The sequence below is a fragment of the Streptomyces sp. NPDC087845 genome (genome assembly GCF_044742755.1).
GTDB lineage: Bacteria > Actinomycetota > Actinomycetes > Streptomycetales > Streptomycetaceae > Streptomyces.
The window spans coordinates 111,498-126,958 of the sequence record NZ_JBIUVC010000005.1 but is presented as its reverse complement, the minus strand read 5'-3'; the positions used below and the strand labels follow the sequence as shown (position 1 = coordinate 126,958).

The 15,461-nt window shown below is 71.1% G+C and carries 15 protein-coding genes; 14 read left to right on the top strand and 1 reads right to left on the bottom strand.

What is annotated here, in order from left to right; all coding sequences use genetic code 11:
* The first annotated feature begins 93 nt into the window (after window positions 1–93).
* The 8 genes from aroC to nusB all read left to right on the top strand — a co-directional run bounded on the left by aroC (window position 94) and on the right by nusB (window position 6,577).
* The gene (gene aroC, locus ACIOMQ_RS15035) at window positions 94–1,278 is read left to right on the top strand and encodes a chorismate synthase (RefSeq protein WP_401267223.1); all 1,185 of its coding nucleotides are present in this window, start codon (window positions 94–96) and stop codon (window positions 1,276–1,278) included.
* Window positions 1,275–1,826, top strand: coding sequence for a shikimate kinase (locus ACIOMQ_RS15030; RefSeq protein WP_402189161.1), 552 nt, complete (start codon window positions 1,275–1,277; stop codon window positions 1,824–1,826). The genes aroC and ACIOMQ_RS15030 overlap by 4 nt, the downstream gene beginning before the upstream one ends.
* Window positions 1,823–2,917, top strand: coding sequence for a 3-dehydroquinate synthase (gene aroB, locus ACIOMQ_RS15025; RefSeq protein ID WP_362205678.1), 1,095 nt, complete (start codon window positions 1,823–1,825; stop codon window positions 2,915–2,917). The genes ACIOMQ_RS15030 and aroB overlap by 4 nt, the downstream gene beginning before the upstream one ends.
* The gene (aroQ, locus tag ACIOMQ_RS15020; protein ID WP_362205681.1) at window positions 2,914–3,354 is read left to right on the top strand and encodes a type II 3-dehydroquinate dehydratase; all 441 of its coding nucleotides are present in this window, start codon (window positions 2,914–2,916) and stop codon (window positions 3,352–3,354) included. The genes aroB and aroQ overlap by 4 nt, the downstream gene beginning before the upstream one ends.
* A 139-nt stretch (window positions 3,355–3,493) precedes the next feature.
* Window positions 3,494–4,315 carry a Pro-rich N-terminal domain-containing protein gene (locus tag ACIOMQ_RS15015; protein ID WP_362205684.1) on the top strand — a complete coding sequence of 274 codons (822 nt, stop codon included), beginning with the start codon at window positions 3,494–3,496 and terminating at the stop codon, window positions 4,313–4,315.
* 104 nt (window positions 4,316–4,419) lie between these two features.
* Complete coding sequence (locus ACIOMQ_RS15010; protein ID WP_362205687.1) at window positions 4,420–5,526, top strand: aminopeptidase P family protein; 1,107 nt, start codon at window positions 4,420–4,422, stop codon at window positions 5,524–5,526.
* A 50-nt stretch (window positions 5,527–5,576) separates the two neighbouring features.
* On the top strand, window positions 5,577–6,143 hold the full coding sequence (gene efp, locus ACIOMQ_RS15005; RefSeq protein ID WP_266363161.1) for an elongation factor P: 567 nt from the start codon (window positions 5,577–5,579) through the stop codon (window positions 6,141–6,143).
* Window positions 6,144–6,145: 2 nt separating this feature from the next.
* Window positions 6,146–6,577 carry a transcription antitermination factor NusB gene (nusB, locus tag ACIOMQ_RS15000; RefSeq protein WP_072484538.1) on the top strand — a complete coding sequence of 144 codons (432 nt, stop codon included), beginning with the start codon at window positions 6,146–6,148 and terminating at the stop codon, window positions 6,575–6,577.
* A gap of 172 nt (window positions 6,578–6,749) precedes the next feature.
* Here the strand turns inward: nusB and bldD are convergent, their stop codons facing one another.
* A complete protein-coding gene (gene bldD, locus ACIOMQ_RS14995) occupies window positions 6,750–7,250 on the bottom strand; it encodes a transcriptional regulator BldD (RefSeq protein ID WP_014157378.1) in 501 nt (166 codons plus the stop codon).
* A gap of 221 nt (window positions 7,251–7,471) precedes the next feature.
* Between bldD and pyrR the strand changes: the two genes are divergently transcribed.
* The 6 genes from pyrR to carB all read left to right on the top strand — a co-directional run bounded on the left by pyrR (window position 7,472) and on the right by carB (window position 15,460).
* Window positions 7,472–8,056 (top strand): bifunctional pyr operon transcriptional regulator/uracil phosphoribosyltransferase PyrR, encoded by a 585-nt coding sequence (gene pyrR, locus ACIOMQ_RS14990; protein ID WP_362205691.1) that lies wholly within the window; start codon window positions 7,472–7,474, stop codon window positions 8,054–8,056.
* 92 nt (window positions 8,057–8,148) lie between these two features.
* The gene (locus tag ACIOMQ_RS14985) at window positions 8,149–9,153 is read left to right on the top strand and encodes an aspartate carbamoyltransferase catalytic subunit (protein ID WP_362205694.1); all 1,005 of its coding nucleotides are present in this window, start codon (window positions 8,149–8,151) and stop codon (window positions 9,151–9,153) included.
* 2 nt (window positions 9,154–9,155) lie between these two features.
* Window positions 9,156–10,442, top strand: coding sequence for a dihydroorotase (locus ACIOMQ_RS14980; RefSeq protein WP_362205697.1), 1,287 nt, complete (start codon window positions 9,156–9,158; stop codon window positions 10,440–10,442).
* Window positions 10,439–11,020 carry a hypothetical protein gene (locus ACIOMQ_RS14975; protein ID WP_362205700.1) on the top strand — a complete coding sequence of 194 codons (582 nt, stop codon included), beginning with the start codon at window positions 10,439–10,441 and terminating at the stop codon, window positions 11,018–11,020. The genes ACIOMQ_RS14980 and ACIOMQ_RS14975 overlap by 4 nt, the downstream gene beginning before the upstream one ends.
* Window positions 11,017–12,159, top strand: a complete 1,143-nt coding sequence (gene carA, locus ACIOMQ_RS14970; RefSeq protein WP_362205703.1) for a glutamine-hydrolyzing carbamoyl-phosphate synthase small subunit — start codon at window positions 11,017–11,019, stop codon at window positions 12,157–12,159. The genes ACIOMQ_RS14975 and carA overlap by 4 nt, the downstream gene beginning before the upstream one ends.
* Window positions 12,152–15,460, top strand: coding sequence for a carbamoyl-phosphate synthase large subunit (gene carB, locus ACIOMQ_RS14965; protein ID WP_362205706.1), 3,309 nt, complete (start codon window positions 12,152–12,154; stop codon window positions 15,458–15,460). The genes carA and carB overlap by 8 nt, the downstream gene beginning before the upstream one ends.
* Window position 15,461: the final 1 nt, after the last annotated feature.

Below are 15,461 nucleotides of genomic sequence, written 5' to 3'. Positions count from 1 at the left end.
ACGCCCCCGGTCGTGGGAGGATCGAAGCGGCGGGCCAGGGCCGCGCACCCGGTCGCGCCGTCGCAGTTCCAGGCGCGAGCAAGAGGAGCACCGTTGAGCAGGTTGCGCTGGCTGACCGCGGGGGAGTCGCACGGCCCCGCACTCGTGGCGACGCTGGAGGGTCTTCCCGCCGGTGTCCCGATCACCACGGAGATGGTGGCGGACGCACTCGCCCGGCGGCGGCTCGGTTACGGCCGCGGTGCGCGGATGAAGTTCGAGAAGGACGAGGTCACCTTCCTCGGCGGAGTGCGGCACGGTCTCACCATGGGCTCGCCGGTCGCCGTGATGGTGGGCAACACCGAGTGGCCCAAGTGGGAGCAGGTCATGTCGGCCGACCCGGTCGACCCCGACGAACTGGCCGCGCTGGCCCGCAACGCCCCGCTGACCCGCCCCCGTCCCGGCCACGCCGACCTCGCCGGGATGCAGAAGTACGGCTTCGACGAGGCGCGGCCGATCCTGGAGCGCGCCAGCGCCCGGGAGACCGCGGCCCGGGTCGCGCTCGGTGCCGTCGCCCGGTCGTACCTCAAGGAGACCGCGGGCATCGAGATCGTCAGCCATGTCGTCGAGCTGGCCACGGCCAGGGCGCCGTACGGCGTCTACCCGACGCCCGCCGACGTCGAGCGGCTGGACGCCGACCCGGTGCGCTGCCTGGACGCCGATGCGAGCAAGGAGATGATCGCCGAGATCGACCAGGCCCACAAGGACGGCGACACCCTCGGCGGCGTCGTCGAGGTGCTGGCCTACGGGGTGCCCGTCGGCCTCGGCTCGCACGTCCACTGGGACCGCCGCCTCGACGCCCGGCTCGCCGCGGCGCTGATGGGCATCCAGGCCATCAAGGGCGTCGAGGTCGGCGACGGCTTCGACCTGGCCCGGGTTCCCGGCTCGAAGGCGCACGACGAGATCCTGGTCACCGAGGACGGCATCAAGCGCGCATCCGGCCGCTCCGGCGGCACGGAGGGCGGTCTGACCACCGGCGAGCTGCTGCGGGTCCGCGCCGCGATGAAGCCCATCGCGACCGTCCCGCGCGCGCTCGCCACCGTCGATGTGGTCACCGGTGAGCCCGCCAAGGCTCACCACCAGCGCTCCGATGTCTGTGCCGTTCCGGCCGCGGGCATTGTCGCCGAGGCGATGGTCGCTCTGGTCCTGGCCGACGCCGTCGCGGAGAAGTTCGGCGGGGACAGCGTCACGGAGACCCGCCGCAACGTGCAGTCGTACCTCGACCACCTGCAGATCCGATGAGCGGCCCGCTGATCGTCCTCGTCGGGCCGATGGGCGTCGGCAAGTCCACGGTCGGTGAACTGCTGGCCGACCGGCTCGGCACCACCTACCGGGACACCGACGCGGACGTCGTCGCCGCGGCCGGCAAGCCGATCCCGGAGATCTTCTACGACGAGGGCGAGGAGCACTTCCGCGAGCTGGAGCGACAGGCCGTGCACACCGCCGTCGCCGAGCACACGGGTGTCCTCTCCCTCGGCGGCGGCGCCGTGCTCGACGCGACGACCCGCGCGCTGCTCGCCGACCGCCCCGTCGTCTATCTCTCGATGGATGTCGAGGAGGCCGTCAAGCGGGTCGGCCTGAACACCGCCCGCCCCCTGCTCGCCGTCAACCCGCGCCGGCAGTGGCGCGAGCTGATGGACGCGCGCCGCCACCTGTACACCGAGGTGGCCCGGGTGACCGTCGCCACCGACGAGCGCACCCCCGAAGAGGTCGCCCAGGCGGTCCTCGACGCACTGGAACTGCCGGAACGCACGGACGCCCCCGTCACCCCCGGCCGGGAGAACACATGACCGAGCAGGGCCCTACCCGTATCCAGATCGCCGGCAGCGCGGGCACCGACCCGTACGAGGTGCTGATCGGCCGACAGCTCCTCGGCGAGCTGCCCACGCTCATCGGCGACCGCGCCAAGCGGGTCGCCGTCCTGCACCCCGAGGCGCTCGCCGAGACCGGTGAGGCGGTCCGCCAGGACCTCGCCGAGCAGGGCTACGAGGCCATCGCGATCCAGCTGCCGAACGCCGAGGAGGCCAAGACCGTCGAGGTCGCCGCCTACTGCTGGAAGGCGCTCGGACAGACCGGCTTCACCCGCACCGACGTCATCATCGGCGTCGGCGGCGGAGCCACCACCGATGTCGCCGGATTCGTCGCGGCGACCTGGCTGCGCGGAGTGCGCTGGATCGCCGTGCCCACGACCGTGCTCGCCATGGTCGACGCGGCCGTCGGCGGCAAGACCGGCATCAACACCGCCGAGGGCAAGAACCTCGTCGGCGCCTTCCACCCGCCCGCCGGGGTCCTGTGCGACCTCGCCGCGCTGGACTCGCTGCCGGTGCACGACTACGTCAGCGGCATGGCCGAGATCATCAAGGCCGGCTTCATCGCCGACCCCGTGATCCTCGACCTCATCGAGGCGGACCCGGACGGAGCCCGGACGCCCACCGGGCCCCACACCGCCGAGCTGATCGAGCGCGCCATCCGGGTCAAGGCCGAGGTCGTCTCCAGCGACCTCAAGGAATCCGGGCTGCGCGAGATCCTCAACTACGGCCACACCCTGGCCCACGCGATCGAGAAGAACGAGCGCTACAAGTGGCGGCACGGCGCGGCCGTCTCGGTCGGCATGGTCTTCGCCGCCGAGCTGGGCCGGCTGGCCGGACGCCTCGACGACGCCACCGCCGACCGGCACCGCGCCGTCCTGGAGTCCGTCGGACTCCCGCTCACCTACCGCGGCGACCAGTGGCCCAAGCTGCTGGAGAACATGAAGGTCGACAAGAAGTCCCGCGGCGACCTGCTGCGCTTCATCGTCCTGGACGGCCTCGGCAAGCCCACCGTGCTGGAGGGCCCCGACCCGGCCGTGCTGCTCGCCGCCTACGGGGAGGTGTCGGCGTGACCCGCCGGGTCCTCGTCCTCAACGGGCCGAACCTCGGCCGGCTCGGCTCCCGCGAGCCGGATGTGTACGGCGCCACGTCCTACGCCGGACTCGTCGAGACCTGTCAGGCCCTCGGCAAGGAGCTCGGCTTCGACGTCGAGGTCCGGGAGACCAACGACGAGGGCGAGCTGATCCGCTGGCTCCACGAGGCCGCGGACGGTTCAATTCCGGTCGTTCTCAACCCGGGCGCCTTCACCCATTATTCGTACGGAATGCGGGACGCGGCGGCCCAGCGCACCGCCCCGCTGATCGAGGTGCACATCTCGAACCCGTACGCACGGGAGGAATTCCGCCACAACTCCGTGGTCGCACCGGTCGCCACCGGGACCGTCGCCGGGTTCGGCATCGGCTCCTACCGCCTCGCCCTGCGTGCCCTCGCGGACGAGACGACCGGCTGACGGACCGGCACACCGGACGGCCGACCTGGCCGACCGGGCACTGTGGACCGTCCCCGGCCGTTCCCCCCGTGGCGGCCGGGGACGGTACGGTTGCCGTTCCACCAGCGCCAGTTGCCTGTACGAGACGGAGTGGCACCGGATGCAGCACGCAGTGGGGGCCCCGCTGCCGCCGCCCCAAGGCCCCGGAAGCGGACCTGTCGGCTGGACGCACCAGGCCCAGCTCCCCGGACCGCCGGGGCCGCCGCCCAGCACCCCTCCCACGCCCCCGACGCCCCCGGGCTGGAGTGGACCCGTGCCGCAGCACGCCCCGGCACCGCGCTCCAGGGAGACCACCGGGCACATCCAGCTGCCGCCCGGCGGACCCGTTCCGCTACCGTCGCCACCCGCCGAGTCCGGCACCGGCAGCGCGACCCTCGCCGTTCTGCTGATCGGGCCCGCGGGCGCCGGCAAGACCACCGTGGCCAAGCTCTGGGCCAGCCGCCGCCGGGTCCCCACGGCCCACGTCAGCCTCGACGACGTCCGTGAATGGGTCTGCTCCGGCTTCGCCGACCCCCAGGCCGGGTGGAACGACCACTCCGAGGCCCAGTACCGCCTCGCCCGCCGCACCTGCGGCTTCGCCGCCCGCAACTTCCTCGCCAACGGCATCTCCTGCATCCTGGACGACGCCGTCTTCCCGGACCGGCCGGTCGTCGGTCTCGGCGGCTGGAAGCGCCATGTGGGCCCCGGACTGCTGCCCGTCGTCCTGCTGCCCGGCCTGGAGATCGTGCTGGAGCGCAATGCCGCCCGCAGCGGGAACCGCCGCCTGTCGGACGAGGAGGTCGCCCGGATCCACGGCCGGATGGCCGGGTGGTACGGCTCCGGACTGCCGATCATCGACAACTCGACGTACGACGTGCAGACCACCGCCCGCGTCCTGGACGACATACTCGCCCGCTCCATAGCCAGTCCACCGGCCTGGTGAACGACCACCGAGCGGTGATTCCCGGTCCGGTGACGGGCGGGCCGCGGCCCCCGGTCGGATGCGCTGACCGAGCAGGCCCGCGCCACCGCTCGTAGGCTCGTGGCATGTCAGACGTGTACGCCGTCCGCCGCGGGCTGCTCCGCGACCGGTGCGCCGCCGTCGGATCCGCGGCCGCGCTGGTCTCCCGCCCCGCCAACGTCCGCTATCTCGCGGGCGGAGCGCCTCCGGGTGCCGTGCTGCTGCTCGGCCCGGGTGGGGACGTGCTGCTCTGCCCCCGCGACCCGCCCGACGATCCCTCCGACGGGCGCACGGACGATCAGCTGCGGGTGTCCCCGCTGGCGGACGGCGACGGTGATCCGGCGGTCGCGGCCGCGGACCTGGCCGGTTCCTCGGGTGCGGAGTCCCTGGCCGTCGAGGAGCACCATCTGACGGTCTCCCGCCACCGGGCCATGGGCTCGGTCGCCCCGCGGCTCCGGCTCGCCGACCTCGGTGCCACCGTCGAGCAGCTCCGGGTGGTCAAGGACGAGGAGGAGATCGCCTGTCTGCGGATCGCCGCAGAGATCACCGACCAGGCCCTGGGGGAACTCCTCGAATCGATCCTGGTGGGCCGCACGGAACGGCATCTCGCCCTGGAGCTGGAGCGCCGCCTGGTGGACCACGGCGCCGACGGCCCCGCCTTCACCACCTCCGTGGCCACCGGGCCGAACTCGGGCCAGGGCCGCCACCGGCCCTCGGACCGACGGGTGGAGGAGGGGGATTTCCTCTCCGTCTGCCTCGGCGCCAACTATCGCGGCTACCGCTGCGAGATCGGCCGCACGTTCGTCATCGGGACGTCGCCGGCCGACTGGCAGATCGAGCTCTACGACCTGGTTTTCGCCGCTCAGCGGGCCGGGCGCGAAGCCCTCGTACCGGGCGCCGCCTACCGCGACGTGGACCGCGCGGCCCGCCACATCCTGGACTCCGCGGGCCACGGCGGGAGCCTCGCCCCATGGACCGGGCACGGGGTGGGGCTCGAAATCGACGAGGACCCGCAGCTGGCACCTGCGGCCATGGGTAAACTGGACGCTTGTGTGCCGGTCACCGTCGAACCGGGGGTCCACCTCCCGGGCCGGGGCGGGGTCCGGATCGATGACACGCTCGTCGTGCGCCCCGAGGCGGACGGCGGACCCGAGCTACTCACCATTACGACCAAGGAGCTGCTCGCGCTCTAGCGCGCATCCTCGGTCGTTCCACCAGCTTCAGTCCAGGAGATTCCGCAACCGTGGCTTCCACGAACGACCTCAAGAACGGCCTGGTGCTCAAGCTCGACGGAGGCCAGCTCTGGTCCGTCGTCGAGTTCCAGCACGTCAAGCCCGGCAAGGGCCCGGCCTTCGTGCGCACCAAGCTCAAGAACGTGCTCTCCGGCAAGGTCGTCGACAAGACGTTCAACGCCGGCGTGAAGGTCGAAACGGCCACCATCGACCGTCGCGACATGCAGTTCTCGTACATGGACGGCGAGTACTTCGTCTTCATGGACATGGACACGTACGACCAGCTCATGGTCGACCGCAAGGCTGTCGGCAACGCCGCCAACTTCCTGATCGAGGGCTTCACCGCCTCCGTCGCCCAGCACGAGGGCGAGGTGCTCTACGTCGAGCTGCCCGCCGCCGTCGAGCTGACCGTCAAGCACACCGACCCGGGCGTCCAGGGCGACCGCTCCACCGGTGGCACCAAGCCCGCCACGCTGGAGACCGACTACGAGATCGGCGTTCCGCTCTTCATCACCACGGGTGAGAAGATCAAGGTCGACACCCGCACGGGCGACTACCTCGGCCGGGTGAACAGCTAACCGTGGCTGCCCGGAACAAGGCCCGCAAGCGCGCCTTCCAGATCCTCTTCGAGGCCGACCAGCGCGGTGAGTCCGTGCAGACGGTCCTCGCGGACTGGGTGCGGCACTCGCGGGCCGACAACCGCCAGCCGCCGGTCACCGAGTACACGATGGAGCTCGTCGAGGGGTACGCGCAGTACGCGGACCGGATCGACGACCTCATCGTGACCTACGCCGTGGACTGGGAGATCGACCGCATGCCGGTCGTCGACCGGAACATCCTGCGGCTCGGTGCGTACGAGCTGATCTGGGTGGACGGCACCCCGGACGCGGTGGTGATCGACGAGGCGGTCCAGCTCGCCAAGGAGTTCTCCACCGACGACTCCCCGTCCTTCGTGAACGGGCTGCTGGCCCGGTTCAAGGACCTCAAGCCGAACCTTCGCCGGGAGCAGTAGCCTCCGGCGGCGTTCAGCCGACGAAGGGCCCACGGTCGGACGACCGTGGGCCCTTCGGCACGTCCGCGCCCCGATGCCGGGCGTCCGGCTGCCGCACAACGAGAACGCCGTGCCGACCGGGCCCCGGAGAGGGGCCCGCGTCAACACGGCGGCACGTTTCTGCGAAGGGGCCTCAGCCCTCGTCGTGGGCGACGGCGCGGCGCGCGTCCGCGTCCAGCACGCCCCAGCTGATCAGCTGTTCCGTGAGCACGGACGGCGACTGGTCGTAGATCACGGCCAGCGTGCGCAGGTCGTCCTGGCGGATCGAGAGCACCTTGCCGTTGTAGTCACCGCGCTGGCTCTGGATCGTCGCGGCGTAGCGCTGCAGCGGTCCGGCCTTCTCCGGCGGGACGTGGGCGAGGCGCTCCAGGTCCAGTACGAGCTTCGGCGGCGGCTCGGCGGCCCCGCCGGGCGTCGTACCGGGCAGGAGCTCCTGCACCGGGACCCCGTAGAAGTCCGCGAGCTCGGCGAGGCGCTGCACGGTCACGGCACGGTCGCCGCGCTCGTACGAACCGACCACGACGGCCTTCCAGCGGCCCTGCGACTTCTCCTCCACGCCGTGGAGGGAGAGGCCCTGCTGGGTGCGGATGGCACGGAGCTTGGCCCCGAGCTGTTTTGCGTATTCGCTGGACATAAGGCTCCCCGGACGCTGGAACATTTTGCGGCTCCGCCGCGTGGCTGGTAACTCACTGTGAGGTTACGCAGCGTTACTTGGATGCGTCAAGCCGAACGGTCCGCACCGGCACCTCCCGGGGGTGCGACCGGGGCCCGGCACAAGCCCTGGTAACGTGGATGACGCAATTTCGACGTCCTTTAAGGTCCGTCCAGTGAGGCGGAGAAGGAGGTCCGTTTCTTATGGACGCACAGCATGAAGCCACTGGCAACGCGGCACGCCCCGTTCTCGAGGCTCCCGACATCGCCCGGGTACTGACCCGAATCGCCCACGAGATCGTCGAACGCGCCAAGGGCGCCGACGACGTGGTACTTCTCGGCATCCCGACGCGGGGCGTCTTCCTCGCCCGCCGGCTCGCCGAGAAACTCCAGGAGATCACCGGCCGGAAGATGCCGGTCGGCTCCCTCGACATCACGATGTACCGCGACGACCTGCGGCTGCGCCCGGCGCGTGCCCTGGCCCGCACCGACATCCCCGGCGAGGGCATCGAGGGCCGCCTGGTCGTCCTCGTCGACGACGTCCTCTTCTCGGGCCGTACGATCCGCGCCGCGCTCGACGCGCTGGGCGACATCGGCAGGCCCCGCGCGGTGCAGCTCGCCGTCCTCGTCGACCGCGGTCACCGCGAACTCCCGATCCGTGCCGACTACGTCGGCAAGAACCTCCCCACGTCGCTGCGGGAGACGGTCAAGGTCCAGCTCGCCGAGGAGGACGGCCGCGACGCTGTGCTGCTCGGTGTCGAGCAGACCGCTCCCGCGGGCGCACAGTAACCGCACTTCACCCGTACGGCGCACCCCTGGCCCGTACGGCTGCCTCCGTGCGCCCGCATGCCTGAATCCTCCAGCCCCCGGAGAACACCCAGATGAAGCGTCACCTCATCTCGGCCGCCGATCTCACCCGCGACGACGCCGTCCTGATCCTCGACACCGCCGAGGAGATGGCACGGGTCGCGGACCGGCCGATCAAGAAGCTCCCCACCCTGCGCGGCCGTACCGTCGTCAACCTCTTCTTCGAGGACTCGACGCGTACCCGCATCTCCTTCGAGGCCGCCGCCAAGCGCCTCTCCGCCGATGTCATCAACTTCTCCGCGAAGGGCTCGTCCGTCTCCAAGGGCGAGTCGCTCAAGGACACCGCGCTGACCCTGGAGGCGATGGGCGCCGACGCCGTCGTCATCCGGCACGGCGCCTCCGGTGCCCCGTACCGCCTCGCGACCTCAGGCTGGATCGACGGCGCCGTCGTCAACGCCGGTGACGGCACCCACGAGCACCCCACCCAGGCCCTCCTGGACGCCTTCACCGTGCGCCGTCGCCTCGTCGGGGCCGACAGCGGCCTCGGCCGCGATCTCGAAGGCCGCCGGATCACCATCGTCGGCGACATCCTGCACAGCCGTGTGGCCCGCTCCAACGTCCACCTGCTGCACACGCTCGGCGCCCACGTCACCCTGGTGGCCCCGCCGACCCTCGTCCCCGTCGGCGTCGAGCAGTGGCCGTGCGACGTCAGCTACGGCCTCGACCAGGTGCTGCCGAAGTCCGACGCGGTGATGATGCTCCGTGTACAGCGCGAACGGATGAACGCCGCGTACTTCCCGACCGAGCGCGAGTACTCCCGCCGCTACGGCCTGGACGGCGACCGGATGGCGAAGATGCCCGAGCACGCCATCGTCATGCACCCCGGCCCGATGGTCCGCGGCATGGAGATCACCGCCGAGGTCGCCGACTCCGACCGGTGCACGGCCGTCGAGCAGGTCGCCAACGGCGTCTCGATCCGCATGGCCGTCCTGTACCTGCTGCTGGGCGGCTCCGAGCCCGCCGCCCCGGCCCACCCGTCGCCCGCCACCGCCCCCTCCCGTACCGAGGAGAACAAGTAACCATGAGCAAGATCCTTATCCGCGGCGCGAAGATCCTCGGCGGCGAACCCCAGGACGTCCTGATCGACGGCGAGACCGTCGCAGCGGTCGGCACCGGCATCGAGGCCGGCGACGCGAGCGTCGTCGAGGCCGAGGGCCGGATCCTGCTGCCCGGCCTGGTCGACCTCCACACCCACCTGCGCGAGCCCGGCCGCGAGGACTCCGAGACCGTCCTCACCGGGACGAAGGCAGCGGCCGTCGGAGGCTTCACGGCCGTGCACGCCATGGCCAACACCTTCCCCGTCGCCGACACCGCCGGTGTCGTCGAGCAGGTCTGGCGGCTGGGCCGGGAATCCGGCTACTGCGACGTGCAGCCGATCGGCGCCGTCACCGTCGGCCTGGAGGGCAAGAAGCTCGCCGAGCTCGGCGCCATGCACGATTCGGCCGCCGGAGTGAAGGTCTTCTCCGACGACGGCAAGTGCGTCGACGACGCGGTGATCATGCGCCGCGCACTGGAGTACGTGAAGGCCTTCGACGGTGTCGTCGCCCAGCACGCCCAGGAGCCCCGCCTCACCGAGGGCGCCCAGATGAACGAGGGCGTCGTCTCCGCGGAACTCGGCCTCGGCGGCTGGCCCGCCGTCGCCGAGGAGTCGATCATCGCCCGCGACGTCCTCCTCGCCGCCCACGTCGGCTCCCGGGTGCACATCTGCCACCTGTCGACCGCCGGCTCCGTGGAGATCGTCCGCTGGGCCAAGTCCAAGGGCTGGAACGTCACCGCCGAGGTCACCCCGCACCACCTGCTCCTCACCGACGAGCTCGTACGGTCCTACGACCCCGTCTACAAGGTGAACCCGCCGCTGCGCACCGAGGCCGACGTCATGGCCCTGCGCGAGGCGCTCGCCGACGGCACCATCGACTGCGTCGCCACCGACCACGCCCCGCACCCGCACGAGGACAAGGACTGCGAGTGGGCCGCAGCCGCCATGGGCATGGTGGGCCTGGAGACCGCGCTCTCCGTCGTCCAGCAGACGATGGTCGACACCGGCCTCATCGACTGGGCGGGCGTCGCCGACCGGATGTCGTTCCGCCCGGCCGCCATCGGCCGCCTCGACGGGCACGGCCGGCCCGTCTCGGCCGGTGAGCCCGCCAACCTCACCCTGGTCGATCCGGCTTACCGTGGTGTCGTGGACCCCGCGGGCTTCGCCTCCCGCAGCCGCAACACTCCGTACGAGGGCCGCGAGCTGCCGGGGCGAGTCACCCACACCTTCCTGCGGGGCCGTGCCACGGTCGTCGACGGGAAGCTCGCGTGACATCACTGACCCCCCTGCACCTCCAGCTCGCCGCCGAGCAGAAGTCGGCCGAAGTGACCGACTGGTCCGCTCGCATCAGCTGGGTCATCGGACTGATCGTCCTCATCGCCTTCGTCTACTGGCTGATGCGCCAGGGATGGAAATGGCGGGGAAGCCTCCAGTCCGGTCTGCCGGAACTCGGCTCCACTCCGGAGGGCTTCGCGGACGGCGAGAAGCTGCTGACGCTGACCGGCCGCTACCACGCCTCGACGACCGCCGGGCAGTGGCTCGACCGGATCGTCGCCCACGGCCTCGGCACCCGCAGCCGCGTCGAGCTCACCCTGACCGACCAGGGACTCGACGTCGTACGACCCGGGGCGGCCGACTTCTTCGTCCCGGCCGCCGCACTGCGCGAGGCCAGGCTCGACAAGGGCATCGCCGGCAAGGTCCTCCCCGAGGGCGGCCTGCTGATCATCACCTGGGCGCACGGCGACAAGCTGATCGACTCCGGATTCCGCTCCGACCGCTCGGCCGAGCACCCGGCCTGGGTCGAGGCCATCAACCATCTCACCAGCACTACGGAAGGCACCGCACGATGACGATCTCCACCCGGGGAGCCGCCAAAGCTCCCGCCGTACTCGTCCTGGAGGACGGCCGCGCCTTCCGCGGCCGTGCCTACGGGGCCGTGGGGGAGACCTTCGGCGAGGCGGTGTTCTCCACCGGCATGACCGGCTACCAGGAGACGCTGACCGACCCCTCGTACCACCGCCAGGTCGTCGTGATGACCGCCCCGCACGTCGGCAACACCGGCGTGAACGACGAGGATCCCGAGTCCGGACGGATCTGGGTCTCCGGCTACGTCGTCCGCGACCCCGCCCGGGTGCCCTCCAACTGGCGCTCGCGGCGCTCGCTCGACGAGGAGCTGGAGCGCCAGGGCGTCGTCGGCATCAGCGGCATCGACACCCGCGCCCTCACTCGCCACCTGCGTGAGCGCGGCGCCATGCGCGTCGGGATCTTCTCCGGCGACGCCGTCGCCGACGAGGCCGCGCTGCTGGCCCGTGTCCAGCAGGCCCCCGAGATGGTGGGCGCCGACCTCTCCGCCGAGGTCGCCACCAAGGAGACGTACGTCGTCCCCGCGATCGGCACGAAGAAGTTCACCGTCGCCGCGATCGACCTCGGCATCAAGGGGATGACCCCGCACCGGATGGCCGAGCGCGGCATCGAGGTGCACGTACTGCCCGCCACTGCCACGCTGGAGGAGGTGTACGCGGTCGAGCCCGACGGCGTCTTCTTCTCCAACGGCCCCGGTGACCCGGCCACCGCCGACCACCCGGTCTCCGTGATGCGGGGCGTCCTGGAGCGGAAGACCCCGCTCTTCGGCATCTGCTTCGGCAACCAGATCCTGGGCCGCGCCCTCGGCTTCGGCACCTACAAGCTGAAGTACGGCCACCGCGGCATCAACCAGCCCGTGCAGGACCGCACGACCGGCAAGGTCGAGGTCACCGCGCACAACCACGGCTTCGCCGTCGACGCCCCGCTCGACACGGTGTCCGACACGGAGTTCGGCCGCGCCGAGGTCTCCCACGTCTGCCTGAACGACCAGGTCGTCGAGGGGCTCCAGCTCCTCGACCGGCCGGCCTTCAGCGTCCAGTACCACCCCGAAGCAGCCGCCGGCCCGCACGACGCCGCGTACCTCTTCGACCGCTTCGTCTCCCTGATGGAGGGCCAGCGTGCCTAAGCGCTCCGACATCCAGTCCGTCCTGGTCATCGGCTCCGGCCCGATCGTCATCGGGCAGGCCGCCGAGTTCGACTACTCCGGCACCCAGGCCTGCCGCGTCCTCAAGGCCGAGGGCCTGCGCGTCATCCTGGTCAACTCCAACCCGGCGACGATCATGACCGACCCGGAGATCGCCGACGCCACCTACGTCGAGCCGATCACCCCCGAGTTCGTCGAGAAGATCATCGCCAAGGAGCGCCCCGACGCGCTCCTGCCCACGCTGGGCGGCCAGACCGCGCTCAACACCGCGATCTCCATGCACGAGAACGGTGTCCTGGAGAAGTACGGCGTCGAGCTCATCGGCGCCAACGTCGAAGCCATCAACAAGGGCGAGGACCGCGACCTCTTCAAGGGCGTCGTCGAGGCCGTCAACGCCAAGATCGGCCACGGCGAGTCCGCCCGCTCGGTCATCTGCCACTCCATGGACGACGTCCTCGCGGGCGTCGAGACGCTCGGCGGCTACCCCGTCGTCGTCCGCCCCTCCTTCACCATGGGCGGCGCCGGCTCCGGCTTCGCGCACGACGAGGACGAGCTGCGCCGCATCGCCGGCCAGGGCCTCACGCTCTCCCCGACCACCGAGGTGCTCCTGGAGGAGTCCATCCTCGGCTGGAAGGAGTACGAGCTGGAGCTGATGCGGGACAAGAACGACAACGTCGTGGTCGTCTGCTCCATCGAGAACTTCGACCCGATGGGCGTCCACACGGGCGACTCGATCACCGTCGCCCCGGCGATGACGCTCACCGACCGCGAGTACCAGCGGCTGCGCGACATCGGCATCGCGATCATCCGCGAGGTCGGCGTCGACACCGGCGGCTGCAACATCCAGTTCGCCGTCGATCCGGCCGACGGCCGGGTCATCGTGATCGAGATGAACCCGCGCGTCTCCCGCTCCTCGGCGCTCGCCTCGAAGGCCACCGGCTTCCCGATCGCCAAGATCGCCGCCAAGCTGGCCGTCGGCTACACGCTCGACGAGATCCCGAACGACATCACCGAGAAGACCCCGGCCTCCTTCGAGCCGACCCTCGACTACGTCGTCGTCAAGGCCCCGCGGTTCGCCTTCGAGAAGTTCCCCTCCGCCGACTCCACCCTCACCACCACCATGAAGTCCGTGGGCGAGGCCATGGCGATCGGCCGGAACTTCACCGAGGCGCTCCAGAAGGCGCTGCGCTCCCTGGAGAAGAAGGGCTCGCAGTTCTCCTTCACCGGTGAGACCGGCGACAAGGCCGAGCTGCTGGCCGAGGCGGTCCGCCCGACCGACGGCCGGATCAACACCGTCATGCAGGCGATCCGGGCCGGTGCCACCCAGGAGGAGGTCTTCGACGCCACGAAGATCGACCCCTGGTTCGTCGACCAGCTCTTCCTGATCAAGGAGATCGCCGACGAGCTGGCCGCCGTCGACAAGCTCGGCCCCGAGCTGCTCGCCGAGGCCAAGCGGCACGGCTTCTCCGACGCCCAGATCGCCGAGATCCGCGGTCTGCGCGAGGACGTCGTACGCGAGGTGCGGCACGCGCTGGGCATCCGCCCCGTCTACAAGACCGTCGACACCTGCGCCGCCGAGTTCGCCGCGAAGACGCCGTACTTCTACTCCAGTTACGACGAGGAGAACGAGGTCGCATCCCGCACCAAGCCCGCGGTGATCATCCTCGGCTCCGGCCCCAACCGCATCGGCCAGGGCATCGAGTTCGACTACTCCTGCGTCCACGCCTCCTTCGCGCTGAGCGACGCGGGCTACGAGACCGTGATGGTCAACTGCAACCCGGAGACCGTCTCCACCGACTACGACACCTCCGACCGCCTGTACTTCGAGCCGCTGACGCTGGAGGACGTGCTGGAGATCGTGCACGCGGAGACCCTCGCGGGCCCGGTCGCCGGTGTCGTCGTCCAGCTCGGCGGCCAGACCCCGCTGGGTCTGTCGCAGGCGCTCAAGGACAACGGCGTGCCGGTCGTCGGCACGTCCCCGGAGGCGATCCACGCCGCCGAGGACCGGGGCGCCTTCGGCCGCGTCCTGGCCGAGGCCGGGCTGCCGGCCCCGAAGCACGGCACCGCCACCACGTTCGACGAGGCCAAGGCCATCGCCGACGAGATCGGCTACCCCGTCCTCGTGCGCCCGTCGTACGTGCTCGGCGGCCGCGGCATGGAGATCGTGTACGACGAGGCGCGGCTCTCCTCGTACATCGCCGAGTCCACCGAGATCAGCCCCACCCGGCCGGTCCTGGTCGACCGCTTCCTCGACGACGCGATCGAGATCGACGTCGACGCGCTCTACGACGGCACCGAGCTCTACCTCGGCGGCGTCATGGAGCACATCGAGGAGGCCGGCATCCACTCCGGCGACTCCGCCTGCGCACTGCCCCCGATCACGCTCGGCGGCTACGACATCAAGCGGCTGCGCGCCTCCACCGAGGGCATCGCCAAGGGCGTCGGCGTCCGCGGACTGATCAACATCCAGTTCGCGCTCTCCGGGGACATCCTGTACGTCCTGGAGGCCAACCCCCGCGCCTCGCGCACCGTCCCCTTCACCTCGAAGGCGACGGCGGTCCCGCTCGCCAAGGCCGCCGCCCGCATCTCGCTGGGGGCGACCATCGCCGAGCTGCGCGCGGAGGGACTGCTCCCGGCGAACGGCGACGGCGGCACCCTGCCGCTCGACGCGCCGATCTCCGTCAAGGAGGCCGTCATGCCGTGGTCGCGCTTCCGCGACATCCACGGCCGCGGCGTCGACACCGTCCTCGGCCCGGAGATGCGCTCCACCGGTGAGGTCATGGGCATCGACTCGGTCTTCGGCACGGCGTACGCCAAGTCGCAGGCCGGCGCCTACGGCCCGCTGCCCACCAAGGGCCGCGCGTTCATCTCGGTCGCCAACCGCGACAAGCGCTCGATGATCTTCCCGGCGCGTGAACTCGTCGCCCACGGCTTCGAGCTGCTCGCCACCTCCGGCACCGCCGAGGTCCTCAAGCGCAACGGCATCAACGCCACGATCGTGCGCAAGCAGTCCGAAGGCGTGGGCCCGCAGGGCGAGAGGACCATCGTCCAGCTGATCCACGCCGGCGAGGTCGACCTGATCGTCAACACGCCGTACGGCACCGGCGGCCGCCTCGACGGCTACGAGATCCGCACCGCCGCCGTGGCCCGGTCCGTGCCGTGCCTGACGACGGTCCAGGCGCTCGCCGCCGCCGTGCAGGGCATCGACGCGCTCACCCACGGAGGCGTCGGCGTCCGCTCCCTCCAGGAACACGCGGAACGTCTGACCGCGGCCCGCGACTAGC